We start from the raw sequence: 15,316 nt of genomic DNA on the forward strand, positions 1-15,316 counted from the left end.
CCCAACCTCGTCCCCGGAGGCCCCCACCATGCACCCCACCCACCCCCAGTCCCGACACACGCCGACCCCCGGGCCCAGCGCCACCCCCCGCGCACCGGAACCCCTGCCTGCCACCGGCGCCCCGACGCCCATGCCGGCAACCCGCGCCCTCAGGCCCCTGGCCGCCGCCAGCACTCCCGGACCCATGCCTGCCAGCGGCGCCTGTGGGCCCGTGTCCGCCGCCGGCACCCGCCGGCCTATGCCTGCCAGCCGCGCCTCCGGGCCCATGTCCTTCGCCGGCAGCCGCGGACCCATGCTTCGCAGCCGCGCCTCCAAGCCCATGCCTGGGCCCCGCAGAGCGCCGCTGGGCCGCCTCCTCCGGTCTATCGCGGTGCTCGGTGTTTTGTCAGCCGCCGCGGCCTGCGGAACCGTCCAGTCCCCCAGCACCGCCACCGGAACCTCGAGCGCCCCAGCCCCCGCCCCCACCGCCCCCGCCGCGATCCGCAGCACCTGCGAGGCCTTGGGCCAGGCGTACCAGAAGAACATGGCTCCCCTCGCCGAGGCCCTGACCAAGTTCGTGTCCGACCGCACCACGATCGCCACCGCCCAGCAGTCCCTGGCCTCGTTCGCCACCGCAGTCCAGGAGGCAACGGCGGCCAGCGCCGACCCCGACCTGAAGTCAGCGGGCAAGAAGGCCGCCACCCAGATGCACGCCAAGTCCACCGACGCCAAGTTCTTCGGCACCATCAAGACCCCGAAGGACGTCGAGAAGACCCTCGGCGCCACCCTGACCGGCTGGCTCTCCCCGGTGACCTCCCGCTGTTCCTGACGCCACTTGAAGTCGATCACTTCGGCGTATTGGTGAAGCCTGGCATGGTGGGACAGGGACGGGCTCAGCGCAGCACGGCGCGGCGCGGCAGGGCCTCAGCGTGGCGGAGCGAGACCGGGCGCGGCGCGGCTCGGCGAGATCGGGCTCGGCGCGGCGCGGTCAGCGGGAAGGACCCGCCGTGTCGGCCCTCGGAGCGGAATCACCAGCATCGGACCCCGTCGCTCGCGGAAGACGTGGCTCCAACGCGGGCCCGGCGGCGGACGGCTCAGTGGGAGCCTGCTCGGCGGCTTCCTCCTCCAGGGCGTTCACCCCGGCTTTCGTACGCAGGGGAAGCTCGGGAAGGAGCAGGAAGACCAGCAGGCCCAAGGCCATCACGCCGGCCGCGATCAGGAAGATCATGTCCATCGAGTCGGAGAAGCCGGCCTTGAACGGGTAGGCGAGCACCGGGTTCACGTGGTTGAGGAACGACGTGTCGTTGAGGGGGGCCGAGCCGCTGCCTTGCAGGGCTTCGATGACCGGCCGGTTGGCGGGGTCGGCCGCTACGGCCGGGTCGGTCACGGCCTGTTGGAAGGCGGGCCCGGCCGTCCGGAACTGGGTGGCGATGTTGCCGCCGACCGTGGAGAACAGCAGGGACAGGAACAGCGCTGTGCCTGCGGTGGCGCCCATCTGGCGGAAGAAGGTGGCCGAGGAGGTGGCGACTCCGATCTCCCGCGGGGACATCGCGTTCTGCACGGCGAGCGTGATCGGTTGCAGGATCAGACCCAGGCCCAGGCCGAGTACGGCCATGTAGATGCCGGTCTGCCAGAACGGGGTGGCCACACCGATCAGGTGGATCAGGTAGAGGCCGATCGCGGCCAGCCCGGCGCCCAGGACCGGGAAGATCTTGTAGCGGCCGGTGCGGCTGATGAGTTGGCCGGCGACGATCGAGCCGACCATCAGGCCCGCGGTGAGCGGCAGCAGTTGCAGGCCCGATTCGGTGGGGGTGGCGCCTCGTACGATCTGCAGGTAGAGGGGCAGCAGGGCGAGCCCGCCGAACATGCCGAGGCCGACGATGAACCCGCCGACGGCGGTCAGGCTGAAGGTGCGGTTGTTGAAGAACCGCAGTGGGATCAGCGCGTCCTCGCCCATCCGCTTCTCGGCCCACACGAACAGGCCGATGCCCAGGGCGCCGACAGCGAACGCGACCACGGCCCGCGGCGAGCCCCAGCCCCATTCGCGGCCCTGCTCGGCCACCGTGAGCAGCGGCACCAGACCGACACAGAGCCAGATCGCGCCCCACCAGTCGATGCGGTGCTCCCGGCGCGCCTGGTCGATGCGCAGCACCTTGGCCACCACGACCAGGGCGAGGATGCCGATCGGCACGTTGATCAGGAACACCCAGCGCCAGCCGGTGATGCCCAGGATGCTCGGGGCGCCGGCGAAGAAGCCGCCGATCACCGGGCCGATCACGCTCGACGTGCCGAAGACGGCGAGGAAGTAGCCCTGGTAGCGGGCGCGCTCGCGGGGCGGCACGATGTCGCCGATGATGGCCAGCGCCAGCGAGAACAGTCCGCCCGCGCCCAGTCCCTGGAAGGCGCGGAAGCCGGCCAGCTGGTACATCGACGTCGCGAAGGAGCTCGCCGCCGAGCCGACCACGAAGATCGCGATCGCGGCCAGGAAGAACTTCTTGCGGCCGTAGATGTCGGAGAGCTTGCCGTACAGCGGCGTCGAGATCGTCGCCGTGATCAGGTAGGCGGTGGTGACCCAGGCCTGCGCGCTGAGGCCGTGCAGGTCGTCGCCGATGGTACGGATGGCGGAGGCGACGATGGTCTGGTCGAGGGAGGCCAGGAACAGGCCGAGCATCAGGCCACCGAGGACCTGGAGCACCTGGCGGTGGGTGAGCCCGGGCGGGGCGGTGGGTGCGGTGACTGCGCTCATGACCCCGCCACTACCCATCGCGCACGCCCGGATCCGGAAAGCGGGACGGCCGTCACGTGCGACGGTCGTCACGGCCTCTACAGGGGCAGTGTCCGGCCGACGAGGTTGAGAGCCTCTTCCGCCCAGGCCAGCACCTTCAGCCCGGAGCCGACGTTCTGCGGCGGATGGCTGACCAGGGTGTCGCGGCGCAGCAGCCGGGCGAAGTCCACGGTGACCGGGTCGGGGCGGACCGAGCCGTCGGGCCGGTGGAACACGACGCCGGCGCGGCGCATGACCCGGATCAGCTCCTGGGCGATGATGCCGTAGCCGACGGTGGTCGGGTGGACGCCGTCGAGCGAGAACAGGCCGCCGCCGGCCCGGCCGCCGCGGCCGTCCGCGGTCAGGAAGCCCGAGGTGAGCGGGGGGTCCAGGGCGGCCAGGCCGTTGGGCATCGGGTAGGGGGTCCACCAGGACGGCCGGGCGTTCGGGTCCTCGGCGTAGCGCCGGTCGGCCAGCCGGTCGAGCACTCCGGCCAGGTCGAGCAGGTACCAGTCGGCGCCCTCCTTGCGGGCGTCCCACACCAGGGCGGTGATGGCCTCGTTGTACTGGTCGATCGCGCTGTCCACGGCCCGGGCCTGTTCGGCCGTGATGTGCGGGTGCCGCCGCTGGTCGAAGGCGCGGTCCGAGATCCACGGGCGGGTGTAGTACGGGTAGTAGCGCGAGCCCGGCTCGACCTTGGACCCCACACCGTGGCAGATCGGCGCGATCGTCACGTGCGGCACCGTGCACCAGATGACGTGCCGCGCCTTGATCCCGCGGACCCGCTGGTCGACCTCGGCCAGTTCGGAACGGAAGTGCTCGGGGTGCCAGACGGTGTAGTCGCCCTTGCGGTCGAGGTCGTCGTAGCCCTCGCCGCTCCACCGGACCTCCAGGTCGACGACCGAGCGCAGCGCGTTGTTGCTGCCGAGAAAGACGACCAGGGTCTCGATGCCGTGCTCGCCGCCCTCGTCGCCGAGTTCCGCGGCGAGGTCGAAGACGGTCCGGCCCCGGCCGGCCACCGGCAGCGTCGGATAGAGGCGCAGCGCGGCCCGCTCGGTGTGGTTCTCCACGCCCTGCTTGACGAAGCCGTCCGTCGGCGCCTGGATCCGGGCCAGGAAGCCGTCGACGGTCTGGTCGAGCGCGTCGCGCAGGTCCCAGCCGTACATGGCCAGGTTGTGCGGGATGCCGGTGGACTGGGGCACCGGCGAGCCGGGGCCGCGCTCCCAGTAGTCCTCGAGCACGTCCATCCACTGCCGCGCGGTGAACAAGGCGAGCGGCACCTCGAGCGGGTTCAGGCTGGGGCCGTGACGGCGTTCGAGCTCGCGGAACAGCAGCTCGGCGTTGAACGGCAGGCCGCCCGGGCCCGAGTACTGCGGGCGGCGGAACTGATCGAGCCAGCCGAGCTCGTGGGCGACGACGGCCGGCGCCGACAGGTCGGTCTGATACACCGCGCCGCTCTGGAAGCCGTGGAACAAAGAGTCGCCGATGGTGACCAGGCGGTGCGGCGGCGATCCGCTTCGATCGACCGGCACGTCGATGCCGAGGGTGGGGTCCTCGACCGGCATCCGGGCCTGGGGAGTGATGTCGACGCCGGCCGGAACTTTCGTGGTCATGGCTGTCCCCTTCGGAAGAAGAATGGCCATTCCAGGCTGGATTCCGGGCGGCAATCCGTCGTCTGCCTCACGGCGTAAGCGAATAGGCGGAGAAGATCGCCTTTCTGCGTCGCTGATCCGACATTCGAAATCAGCGGTAATGCGGACGAGAAAAGCGACGCACGCGAGCAGGATCGGCATCGATGTACCGCTTGAGAGGTGGGGAACATGCTCGAAGGAAGGTACGAAGGAGACAGCGGCCGCTATTTTCTCGAACTACGGTTCGATTCCACCGGCGGGGGCGTCGTCAGCGGCGACCTGTTCGTGCCCGGTCCGGCTCCGCGGGACCATCTCGCGTCGTTCCGGACGAGTGGGAAGGGTGACGACGGCTGGTCGGTGGTGTGCCAGGCGACCGGACGCCGGATCAGCGGCGGCGCCCTGACCCTCACCGGTTTCGCGGGCGACGACGAGGCGGTGACCATGAAGCTGAGCCTCGACCAGCCGTTGCCGGGTCTGCCCTTCGGCGAGCCGATCGTCGTGGTCGCGCGGTGGGTGTCGGCGGCGTTCCGCCGGCTCGCCATCGAGACGGAGACCGAGCAGGGCGTCCAGGTGCCGGAGACCACGACGGTGAACGGTGTGCGGGCCTCGGTGGCGGACTGCCTGCGGCGAGCCGGCATCGAGGTGACGACCGCCGGCCGGCCCTCCCGCATCAACGCCGAGGCCGGCGGGTGGAGGTGGAGCGACGCCAACGTCCAGACACTGCTCGAGGCGCTGGCCAACACGCATCGAGAGCCGGGACCTCGCGTCGACTGGCAGATCCAGCTGCTCCAGTTGTCACGGTCGTCGCAGGAGGGCATCTACGGCGTCATGTACGACGAGGCGGGACCCGATCCGCGGCAGGGCTGCGCGGTCTTCGTGGACGAGATCCGCGCCGGTTTCGGCACGGACGCCGAACGCGAGCGGGAGATCATCATGACCACGGCCCACGAGCTCGGACATGCGCTGAACCTCACCCACCGTTTCGAGCGGGCCGTCGGGCGGGCCGGTTCCACCTCGGTCATGAACTACCCCCAGGAGTACGACGGCGGCGGCGGGGTCGACGGGTTCTGGCGGCGTTTCACCTACAGCTTCGACCCGGACGAGCTGGCGTTCCTGCGCCACGGCACCCGGTCCGCCGTGATGCCCGGCGGCGCGCCCTTCCACTCGGCCGACTACTGGAGCTCGGCGCCCGGCGGCCGGCCCACGCTGCCGGTGAGCACGGTCGCCGGCTTCGAGCTGTCGCTCATCCCGCCGCCCGTCGGCGCGTACTTCGCCTTCGGGCAGCCGATTCAGCTCGAGGTGAAGCTGAGCAACACCGGCCGCCGCACGCTGTTGGTGCCGCGCGGGGTGCTCGACATCAAGGCCGGCTACCTCGAGATCCTGGTCGAGCCCACCGGCGCCGCGGGGACCGCGCGGGCGGACGAGACGCAGGCCTTCACCCCGACCATCCAGCGCTGCCTCGACCTCACGCCGGGCCGCCGTCCGTTCGCCCCCGGCGACCGGCCGCTGACCCGCAACGTCAGCCTGAGCTTCGGTTCCGGCGGCTTCACCATGGCCGAGCCCGGCGGCTACCGCCTCACGCCCGTGCTGACCGTTCCCGGCCGCGCGGGTGGGCCGGCCACGGTCGTGCTGAGGGGCTCCACGCTGGCGGTGTGGGTCGCGTACCCGAAGACCCAGCTGGACGAGATGCACGCGACAAGACTGTTGCAGCAGTCGGTCGGGGCGTGGACGTCGCTGGCCGGCGGCAGCTCGTTCGGCGACGCCGCGACCGTCGTCCGGGAGATCCGGGAGGAGCGAATGAAGGTGGTCGAGAACCCGCTGCGCGATCCGCTCACCGTGTCGCTGAGCCGCACGCTGGGCATCCACTTCTCCCGGTCGTACCTGGTCCACGAGAAACAGGAGCTGAGCACCGTACGGAAGGAGCCGGAACTCGCCGCCACGATGCTCCGCCCGCTGGTCGACGACGCCGGCGCGCTGAACTGCTTCGACCCGACCACGGCGCGGGAGACCGAGGAACTCGCCGCCGAGATCGAGCGGCTGCTCAGGCCGGAACAGCCTCCGCCGGAAGCACTCTGACCAGTCCCGAGCGGTACGCGACCACGACCGCCCGGGTCCTGTCCCGGCACTGCAGCTTCATCAGGATGCGGCCGATGTGGGTGCGGACGGTGCCGTCGCTCAGCCACAGCCGTTCGGCGATCTCGGCGTTGCCCAGGCCGTGCGCGAGCAGCACGAGCACCTCGCGCTCACGCACGGTCAGCCGGCGGATCAGGGCGTTCGAGCTGTCGTCGCCGGTCCGGCTCACCGGCTCGAGCAGCAGGTCCCGGACGACCACGTCGTCGAGCCAGACCCCGGCCGTGGCCACCGCGCGGACCGCGCCGACCAGCACGTGCGGCGGCCGCGACAGCAGCAGGAAGCCCGCGGCCCCGGCGCGCATCGCGGCCCAGGCCAGCTGCGGCGTGTACCCGTCGGCGAGCGCGAGCACCCGGACCGGCCGTTCCTCGCAGTGCTTCAGCCCGCGGGCCACCACCCGGGCGATGGCGTCGATCGCGCTGCCGTCGATACCCGGCACCTCCAACAGCAGCACGTCCGGGCAGAGGGTGGCGGCGACGGTCGTGACGACGTCCTCGCCGCCGCCGGTCTCGGCCACCACGTCGATGTCGGGGCAGGCGGCCAGCAGCGCGCCGATGCCGGCTCGGATCATCGGGTGGTCGTCGGCGACGACCACCCGGACGTACGCCGCCGCAGCGGCCGGTCTGCGGGACGCGAGCAGCGCCACCGTCCGGTTGTCCGAGTTGGTCATTACAGCCTCCGAGGGTGTGATGTCTCCCCATCGTCGAATTACCGGCCGGCCGCCGGCGTCAGGGTGCGCCCCCTGAGAATTAGCGTTCCGCTCCCAGCGCGGCCCCGAGGTGCTCGCGTCCGGGCACAGCGAGCTTGCGGTAGACGGCGGCAAGGTGCGTCTCGACCGTCTTGATGCTCACGTAGAGGCTCTCCGCGATCTCGCGGTTGGTGCGGCCGTCGGCGGCCAGCCGGGCGACCGCGGCCTGGCTGTCGGTCAGCGCGGCCACCCCGGTCACCCGGGTGCGGCGGGGACGGCCGCCGGCCGTGCGGATCTCGGCGATGAGCCGTTCCGCCAGGCGGGGCATGTCGAGCCGGACGGCGTCGTCGAGGGCGGCGGCGAGCTCGGCCCGGGCCTCACGCAGCCGCCCGGCCCGGCGCAACGCCGCCCCGTAGCTGGCCCGCACCCGTGCCAGCACCGGAAGGCGCGGGGTGCCGGCGGCGACCGAGACCGCCTCCGCGAGCAGTTCCACCGACTCCCGAGCGGGCGCGAACGACGCGCGGCGGCGCAGGGCCAGCGCGAGCCGGAACGGCGGGCCGTGGCGGCGCCGGACGGTCAGCTCGCGCTCGGCCTCGTGCCGGGCCCGATCACGGTCGCCCAGTTGCTCGTACGCGTGGCTGGCGACCAGATGCACCTCGAACTCGATCTCGCGCTCGGTGACCGCGGACGCCGGGCTGTCCGGCAGGGCCAGGCAGGCCAGTGCCTGAGCGGGCCGGCCGGACAGCAACGCCTCGAGCGCGGTCACGAAGAACGCCTCGCCCGCGCTGCGCCGCAGGTGCCGGGCGGCCTCGGCGTAGTCGCCGCGCTCGAACTGGATGCAACCACGGGCCGAGTACGCCAGGCCGACATAGATCGTCAGGCCGTACCGCTGGGCAAACCGTTCCGCCTCGCCCAGCATGACCTGCGCCTCCTCGAAACGACCGCACCGCAACCGGTTCAGCACGGTGCGGTGCGACCACTCGGCCTGCAGATCGGGGGCGATGTGCCGCAGCCGGGCCACCTCGGGGCGAAGCCGGGCGAGCACCCGGTCGGCGTCGGGCATGGCCTCGACCGAGGCGAGGAACCCGGCCGACTCGAGCGCCGCCATCACCTCCCAGTACGTCAGCGGACGCTGATCGGGCAGATCCTGGACCACGCGGCGGAGGTGGGCGAGGAACTCGGCGGGCGGGCAGCGGCCGGTGCCCCGGCGGTGGACGGCGGCGTAGAGCAACAGGCGGCGCTGCTCCCCCGAGCCGGTCGGCAGACGCTCCAGGTCGACGTCGGTCAACCGAGCCGGCGCGTCCTCGGCCCGGCCGGTGGCCACGTGCATCAGCAGCGTCGAGCGCAGTCGGATCTCGGCCGGGGTGTTCCCGTACGGTTCGGCGGCGATCGCCCGTGCGCGGAGCCCGGCCACGGCGTCCTCGTCGTCGACCTCGTACACCAGCTCGAAAAGCTCGGCCAGGGCACACATCGACAGCTCGCGCGAGCCGGTCTCGGCCACCTCGGTGAGATGCTCCCGGGCCCGGGCCGGCGCGCCCGTCGCCCGTTCCGCCCCGGCCATCGCAAGCAGCAACGCCGGGCGCTCGGGTGGCGCCGGTGGTTCGGCGAGCGCGCGGATGAGCAGCTGGCGCGCCGTCTCGGGCGAGCCCGATTCGAGGTCGCGGCGAGCCTCGGCGACCAGCAGGTCGATCACGCCGGCCGAGGCCGCCGGCGGGGCCCGCAGCAGGTGCTTGGCGACCTGGGCGCTCGAGGCCGAGGCCTGTTGGAGCACGCGTGCGGCCCGGGCGTGCAGCCGCCCCAGTTGTCCCTCGTCGATGGTCTGCTCGACCGCGGCGCGGACGAGCGGGTGGGGAAACGCAGCCGGCTCGGCCCGGGCCAGGATCGAGGCGGCCCGCAACGCGGCCGCCTGGGCGAACGCATCGTCGACGGAGGCGAGCGCCCCGATGTGCCGAAGAGGGGTGTCGTCGCCCAGCACGGCGGCTGCCTGAGCGACGGCCGTGGCCGTCGGGCCGAGTTCGCCCAGCCGCCAGCGGACCGTCCGGATGAGCGCGTCCGGTCCGGTCGCGGCCAGCTCGGCGGCGGTCGGGGCGGTCGGTGGCCGGCCCGCCGCCACCAGCGGTCGCACGAGTTCGCGCAGATAGAAGACGTTGCCCCCGCTGGCCTGGGCACAGGCCTGCGTGAACAGGGCGTCGGGCGCGACGCCGAAGGCAGTCCGCAGCACGGCGGCGACCCCGGACCCGGTGAGCGGCGCCGGCCGCAGCACCCGCGCGCCCTCGAGCGTGGCCAGCCTGTCGAGCATCGCCCCCACGGCCGGATCGGACGCCGGGCGCGCGGTGACGACGATGCCGAACGGCGCGTTCCGCAGGTCCTCGGCGGCGTCGGCCAGGATCCGCAACGACTCCGAGTCGGCCCAGTGCGCGTCGTCGACCGCCAGCAGCACCGGGCCGGCGTCGGCCAGAGTGGCCAGCAACCAATGACAGCCGTAGTCCACGCCGGCGACCGTCGCCGTCCCCGGGACGAACAGTGGCGCCGCGAAGGCGGCCGCGCCGGAGAGCGCCTGGGGACCACCGATCCGCATCACTTCGGGCCCGAGCAGGCGGCGCAGCAGCTCGTAGGGCGCCGCCGTGGAGAGGTGCGGGGTGCGCGCCCAGAGCGCGCGGAAACCGGCGGCCAGCGCCTCTTCGCGGGTCGCCTGCAGCAGCGCCGTCTTGCCGACCCCGGCCGCGCCCTCGATGACCACGACCCGCGCCGTCCCGGATTCGGCGTCGCGAAGCCCCGCACGCAGTGCGGCAAGCTCCCGCGCGCGATCAACCATCGTGGCGGATCGCTCGCCCCCGGCGGCTGTCCGCGACCGTGCGGCCATGTCCGGAATGCTAAGTGGAACGACGGCGAACCTGCATCCCATTAACGGAGCCCGCTCGGCGTATTGACATTCACGTTTCCCGGCGGAAGCGTTAATAGTCGGACCGGCGCTTTTCGATCATTTTTGTCAGACCTTTATGCGAGCACCAGGCGGGGAGTGATCGACCATGCCCGACGGCCAGAGTCCGTCCACAGTCAACTATGTAGTGATCGACGCGGAATCGCTGACCTCCTTTCCCGCCGATATTCGCCGGGCGGCCGAGTTGCTGTCCGCATTTCTCGACGGCATCACGATGGGCCGGATGCTCGCCGACGATGCCGGCGACAGCGCCCCCGCTCCCCGGTCGACGGAGCCGCAGACACAGACACTGCGTGGACGCATCGAATCCACCTTGGCGGCCGGCCACACGCCGCTGCGGGTCGGCGGGTGCAGTCTCATCGCCGGCGACGTGACACGGGTCTCCGAACCGGGCGCCGAGCGCGACATCGTGCTCGTGTGGGGTCCCAACGCCGCCGCCACGGTGAGAGCAGTTTTCCCGTCATGAGGGAATCCCGCTACAACGTCTGGGTCGACGACGGCGCCCGGACGCACGTCTACAACGGAGTCTCCGGCCGGGTGACGTCGATGCCGGGCGACCGGCGGGCGCCGTTGCAGCGGTTCATCGCCGGCGACGACGACGCTCCGGCCGACCCGCAACTGCTGGCGGCCATGGCGCGTGCCGGAATGATCGTCGCGGACGGAACGGACGAGCTCGACCTGTTGCGGAAACGCTACGAGGCGACGCGCGCGAACCCGGACCGCTTCCACCTGACCGTCGTGACGAGTCTCGGCTGCAACCTCGACTGTCCGTACTGCTTCGAGGCCAAACACCCTTCGCTGCTGGGTGACGAGGTCCAGGAGCGTCTGTTGCGCCTGGTCGATCGCAAGCTTTCTTCCGTACGCGCTCTGGAAGTGCTTTGGTACGGCGGTGAACCCCTGGTCGGTCTGCCGGCCCTGCTGGCGCTCTCCGACGAGTTCATCGCTCGCGCCGCAGCGGCCGGAGTGGCGTACTCGGCCGGAATCATCACCAACGGCCACCTGCTGGACGCCGAGACCGCCCACCGATTGCGGGCGCGCGGCGTCCGGGCGACACAGGTGACCATGGACGGCCCGCGCGAGGTGCACGACCGGCGCCGCCCGCTCGCCGGCGGCCGGGGCACCTTCGACCAGCTGCTGGCCAACGTCGTCGCGGTGGCCGGCATCCTCGACGTGACCGTCCGGGTCAACCTCGACACCGGCAACCTCGGCGACGCGCCCCGGCTGCTGCACGAGCTGGCCGCCGCCGGCCTGGCCGGGCGGATCGCCGTCTCCCCCGGGCACGTGGTCGCGACCAGGGTGAACCTGCTCGCGCCCAGCGCCCGGTACCACACGGCCTGCCTCCCGCGAGCGGAGTTCGCCCAGGCCGAGGGCGAGTTCGCCGAGCTGGCCGACCGGCTCGGCTTCGCCACCGTCGCGCCGCCCGCCCCGAGCGGCGCCCCCTGCACCGCCGTGCGTGACAACGAGCTCGTGATCGGCAGCCGGGGCGAGATCTACAAGTGCACCGAGACGGTCGGCGACCCGGCCGAGGTGATCGGCAACCTGCTCACCTGGCCCCAGCCCGGCGACCGCCTGTCGAAGTGGCTCACCTACGACCCGTTCGCCGACGAGGACTGCCGGTCGTGCGTGGCGCTGCCGGTCTGCATGGGCGGCTGCGCCTACCACGCGATGAACGCGAGCCTGCGGGACTCGCGCTGCTCGACGTTCCGCTTCCGTCACGAGGAACAGGTGCGACGGCTGGTCCGGCGCGGCCCGGCGCGGTGACCGGGCACGACGCGGCCCTGCGCCGGGTCACGGCCGAGGGTCTGCTGCTGGCCGGGGGCGGGCGGGCCACGCTGCTGCAGATCGCGCATCCGCTCGTGGCTCGCGGCGTCTACGAGCACAGCGATTTCGCGGCGCGCCCGCTGGCCCGGCTGCGGTCGACACTTCTCTATTCGTACGCGGTGCTGTTCGGGTCCGCCGCCGAGGCCGAGAAGATGAGCCGGTCCGTCCGCGCCCTGCACTCCCGGGTCCGCGGGCCGGGCTACGCCGCCGACGACCCAGCGCTGCTGGTCTGGGTCAACGCCACCCTGTACGACACGGCGATGCTGCTCTACCAGCGCGCGTTCGGCCCGCTGAGCGAGGCGGACGCCGACGAGTGCCACCGCCGGTACAGCGTGGTCGCCACCTCGATCGGCTGCCCGCCGGACGCCTGGCCGCCCGACCGGGCCGCGTTCGCCCGCTACTACGACGACATGCTGGGCTCCCTGCGAGTCAGCGCCGAGGCCCGCGAGATAGCGGGCGCGCTGCTGAGCACGAGCACCTTGCCGATGGCGCTGCGGCCCGTCCAGCCGCTCGTGCGGTTCGTGACCGTCGGCCTGCTGCCCGAGCCGGTCCGAGCGGGCTTCGGCTTCAGTTGGACGGCCCGGCAGCAGCGCCGCCTGGACCGTGCCCTGGCGGTCACCGCGGCCGTCTACCCGCGGCTGCCGGCCAGGTTGCGCCACCTGCCGAAGGACTGGTCCCTGGCCGAGCTGCGCCGCCACTCGTAGGAGCGGTGAGAGCCCGGGCGCGAACTTTCTCTGGCACGGTACGTCCGGAATAACCCGGGCGCGATTCGGGAGGCGAAGTCCTACGATCGTCGGCATGAGCAGTCTGACCCAGGTCGAGGCCGAGCAACGGGCCGCGCTGATCGCCGTCGAGCGCTACGACATCTCGATTGATTTCACCGACCTGCCGACCGGCTCGACCGTGGTCTGCGTGTCGACCGTGACGTTCACGTGCCGCGAGCCGGGAGCGTCGACGTTCGCCGACTGCGTGGCTCCGGTCATCTCCGCGACGCTCAACGGCGAACCGCTGGACGCCCCCGTCGACGGGCGCATCGCCCTGCCGCAGCTCGCCGAGCGCAACACGCTGCGCGTCGAGTCGGTGCAGGCCGACACCACCGACGGCCCGGGCGTGCACAAGTCGGTCGACCCGTCCGACGGCGAGGTGTACGTCTGGACGACGTTCGCCCCCGACGAGGCCCGCTATCTGTTCGCCTGCTTCGACCAGCCCGACTTCAAGGTGCCGCACTCCTTCACCGTCACCGCGCCCGCCGCCTGGCTGGTGACCAGCAACACCGGCGACCCCACGATCGAAGACCGGGGCGGCGTACGGCGGTGGACCTTCCCCGACACGCCGGCGCTGGCCACCTACAACACCGTGGTCAACGCGGGCCCGCTGCACGAGGTGCGGCGCGAGGCCGGCGGCTACGACCTCGGCCTGTTCTGCCGCCAGTCGCTGGCCCCGATGCTCGACCGCGACGCCGACGAGCTGTTCACGGTGACCGAGCAGGGGCTGGCGTTCTTCGGCGACGTCTTCGGCCTGCCGTTCCCGCAGCGCAAGTACGACCAGGTGTTCATGCCCGACTTCGGCGGCGCGATGGAGAACTGGGGCTGCGTCACCTGGGAGGACTCCTACCTCCAGCGCTCCACCCCGACCCCGGCCGAGCGGGAGACGTTCGCCGTCGTCCTGCTGCACGAGATGTCGCACATGTGGTTCGGCAACCTGGTGACGATGCGCTGGTGGGACGACCTGTGGCTGAACGAGGCGTTCGCGGAGTTCGCCTGCTACTGGGCGGCCGTGCGGGCCACCCGCTACACCGACGCCTGGGTCGGGTTGCTCGCCGCCGACAAGCTCATCGCGTACCTGGCCGACCAGGGGCCGGTGTCGCATCCGATCCGCCAGCCGGTGCCCGACGTCGCCGAGGCCGCGTCCATCTTCGACGCGATCACCTATCCCAAGGGCGCCGCCGTCCTGCACCAGCTGATGACGTACGTCGGTGAGGAGAGCTTCGTCGCCGGCATGAAGATCTACTTCGCCCGGTACGCGTGGGGCAGCACCACCCTGCAGGACCTCATCGACGCCCTGGCCGAGACGTCCGGCCGCGACCTGAACGCGTGGCGGGCCGGCTGGCTCGAGACCGCTGGGGTCGACCGTCTGGTGCTGGCCGACGGGGTGCTGCGCGGAACGGGCCCGGCTGGGCCGCCCCGGCCGCAGGTGCTCGGGATCGGGGCGTACGCCAAGGGGTCTTCGGGTCTGACCCGCATGGCTCTGGAACTGGTCGAGGTGCAGGGACCCGAGACCCCGGTGGCGCTGCCCGCGGGAGCCGACCTGTACCTGGTCAACGACGACGACCTGACGTTCGCCACCACCCGGCCGTCGGCCGCCCACCGCGAAACTCTGATCGACGACGCCGGTCTGCTGCCGACGCCGGTGTCGCGGGGCGTCGCGGTCGCCACCGTGTGGGACATGCTGACCAACGGCGAGGCGACCCCGGCCGAGGCGGTGCGCTGCGTGACCTCGGTGCTGGCCGTCGAGACGTCGGACACGGTGATCGAGCCGTACCTGCGCCTGGCCGGCGACGCGGCCGAGTTGTGGGCGGGGAACGACAGCCGCCCCGAGCTGATGGCCCTCGTCTTCGAGACGTGCGCCCGGCTCGCCGAGCAGCCCAGCCGGCGCCAGGTCGCGTTGCGGGGTATGGCCCGGACGGCAGCCGACCTGGGCGCGGTGGCTCGGCTGCGTCAGGCCGCCGACGGCGACAACGACCTGGCCTGGCGCTGTCTGACGCGCGCGTCCGAACTGGGCGGCGAGACCGACGACGACGTGCGTGAGCTGCTGGAACGCGACCCCGACCCGGATGCGACGTTCCGCGCCCTCGCGGTGCGCGCGGCCCGCCCGGACGCCGGCGAGAAGGCCGCGGTGTGGCAGATGCTCGCCGTCGACCGGTCCGTGGGTGTGGGGTCGATGGGCGCGGTGGCCCGGGCGTTCTGGCGGCCCGGGCAGGACGAGATCCTGGCCCCGTACGGCGAGAAGTATCTGAGCCTGCTGCCGGGCTTCGAGCGGGGCGGGATGATCCCGGCCATGGTCTTCTCCGGCCGGCTGCTGCCACGCTTCGGCACCACCGACGACTTCCCCTCGCGCGCCGAGAAGGTCGCGGCCGAGGCGGCGCCGGTGGTGCGGCAGACCGTGCTCGAGTACGGCGACGAGTTGCGCCGCATGCTGCGGGCCCGGGCCTGACGCCCGCCTGCTGCACACCTCAAGGCCCGCGCGTGCGTGCTGCTCGCGCGGGCCTTCGCACGTGTGCCGTTCCCACCGGGCTGATCACGTCGTTTACACAGCAGACTCTCAGGACCCAATCTCACCAACTTGATCGAGTTTGTTGTAAA

Annotated in this window: 10 protein-coding genes; 6 read left to right on the forward strand and 4 right to left on the reverse strand. The window is 72.1% G+C overall.

What is annotated here, in order from left to right:
* Positions 1-370: 370 nt before the first annotated feature.
* Positions 371-808, forward strand: coding sequence for a hypothetical protein (locus KXC43_RS40965; protein WP_221381651.1), 438 nt, complete (start codon positions 371-373; stop codon positions 806-808).
* A 159-nt stretch (positions 809-967) separates the two neighbouring features.
* Here the strand turns inward: KXC43_RS40965 and KXC43_RS40970 are convergent, their stop codons facing one another.
* Both KXC43_RS40970 and KXC43_RS40975 read right to left on the reverse strand, forming a co-directional pair.
* Positions 968-2,725 carry an MDR family MFS transporter gene (locus KXC43_RS40970; protein WP_221381652.1) on the reverse strand — a complete coding sequence of 586 codons (1,758 nt, stop codon included), beginning with the start codon at positions 2,723-2,725 and terminating at the stop codon, positions 968-970.
* A gap of 77 nt (positions 2,726-2,802) precedes the next feature.
* Positions 2,803-4,356, reverse strand: coding sequence for an SGNH/GDSL hydrolase family protein (locus KXC43_RS40975; RefSeq protein ID WP_221381653.1), 1,554 nt, complete (start codon positions 4,354-4,356; stop codon positions 2,803-2,805).
* Positions 4,357-4,563: 207 nt separating this feature from the next.
* Between KXC43_RS40975 and KXC43_RS40980 the strand changes: the two genes are divergently transcribed.
* Entirely contained in the window at positions 4,564-6,450 is a 1,887-nt protein-coding gene (locus KXC43_RS40980) for a zinc metalloprotease (RefSeq protein WP_221381654.1), read from the forward strand.
* Here KXC43_RS40980 and KXC43_RS40985 read toward each other — a convergent pair.
* Both KXC43_RS40985 and KXC43_RS40990 read right to left on the reverse strand, forming a co-directional pair.
* Complete coding sequence (locus KXC43_RS40985) at positions 6,416-7,174, reverse strand: response regulator transcription factor (RefSeq protein WP_221381655.1); 759 nt, start codon at positions 7,172-7,174, stop codon at positions 6,416-6,418. The genes KXC43_RS40980 and KXC43_RS40985 overlap by 35 nt on opposite strands.
* Positions 7,175-7,253: 79 nt before the next feature.
* On the reverse strand, positions 7,254-10,055 hold the full coding sequence (locus KXC43_RS40990) for an ATP-binding protein (RefSeq protein ID WP_221381656.1): 2,802 nt from the start codon (positions 10,053-10,055) through the stop codon (positions 7,254-7,256).
* Between the two features lie 166 nt (positions 10,056-10,221).
* On the opposite strand from KXC43_RS40990, the gene KXC43_RS40995 reads away from it, so the two are divergent.
* From KXC43_RS40995 to pepN, 4 genes are all read left to right on the forward strand, one after another.
* Complete coding sequence (locus KXC43_RS40995; protein WP_221381657.1) at positions 10,222-10,599, forward strand: hypothetical protein; 378 nt, start codon at positions 10,222-10,224, stop codon at positions 10,597-10,599.
* Positions 10,596-11,894 carry a radical SAM/SPASM domain-containing protein gene (locus KXC43_RS41000; RefSeq protein WP_221381658.1) on the forward strand — a complete coding sequence of 433 codons (1,299 nt, stop codon included), beginning with the start codon at positions 10,596-10,598 and terminating at the stop codon, positions 11,892-11,894. The genes KXC43_RS40995 and KXC43_RS41000 overlap by 4 nt, the downstream gene beginning before the upstream one ends.
* Positions 11,891-12,658: an oxygenase MpaB family protein gene (locus tag KXC43_RS41005; protein ID WP_221381659.1), complete on the forward strand. Its 768-nt coding sequence runs from the start codon at positions 11,891-11,893 to the stop codon at positions 12,656-12,658. The genes KXC43_RS41000 and KXC43_RS41005 overlap by 4 nt, the downstream gene beginning before the upstream one ends.
* 94 nt (positions 12,659-12,752) lie before the next feature.
* Complete coding sequence (pepN, locus tag KXC43_RS41010) at positions 12,753-15,167, forward strand: aminopeptidase N (RefSeq protein WP_221381660.1); 2,415 nt, start codon at positions 12,753-12,755, stop codon at positions 15,165-15,167.
* The last annotated feature ends 149 nt before the right edge of the window (positions 15,168-15,316 follow it).

Source organism: Paractinoplanes polyasparticus, from assembly GCF_019710575.1.
GTDB classification, from domain to species: domain Bacteria; phylum Actinomycetota; class Actinomycetes; order Mycobacteriales; family Micromonosporaceae; genus Actinoplanes; species Actinoplanes polyasparticus.

Excerpts from the sequence above, each read along its gene's own strand:
- KXC43_RS40995 (WP_221381657.1), top strand. The coding sequence starts at position 10,222 with ATGCCCGACGGCCAGAGTCCGTCCACAGTCAACTATGTAGTGATCGAC.
- KXC43_RS40975 (WP_221381653.1), bottom strand. The coding sequence starts at position 4,356 with ATGACCACGAAAGTTCCGGCCGGCGTCGACATCACTCCCCAGGCCCGG.
- KXC43_RS40970 (WP_221381652.1), bottom strand. The coding sequence starts at position 2,725 with ATGAGCGCAGTCACCGCACCCACCGCCCCGCCCGGGCTCACCCACCGC.
- pepN (WP_221381660.1), top strand. The coding sequence starts at position 12,753 with ATGAGCAGTCTGACCCAGGTCGAGGCCGAGCAACGGGCCGCGCTGATC.
- KXC43_RS40985 (WP_221381655.1), bottom strand. The coding sequence starts at position 7,174 with ATGACCAACTCGGACAACCGGACGGTGGCGCTGCTCGCGTCCCGCAGA.
- KXC43_RS41000 (WP_221381658.1), top strand. The coding sequence starts at position 10,596 with ATGAGGGAATCCCGCTACAACGTCTGGGTCGACGACGGCGCCCGGACG.
- KXC43_RS40990 (WP_221381656.1), bottom strand. The coding sequence starts at position 10,055 with ATGGCCGCACGGTCGCGGACAGCCGCCGGGGGCGAGCGATCCGCCACG.
- KXC43_RS40980 (WP_221381654.1), top strand. The coding sequence starts at position 4,564 with ATGCTCGAAGGAAGGTACGAAGGAGACAGCGGCCGCTATTTTCTCGAA.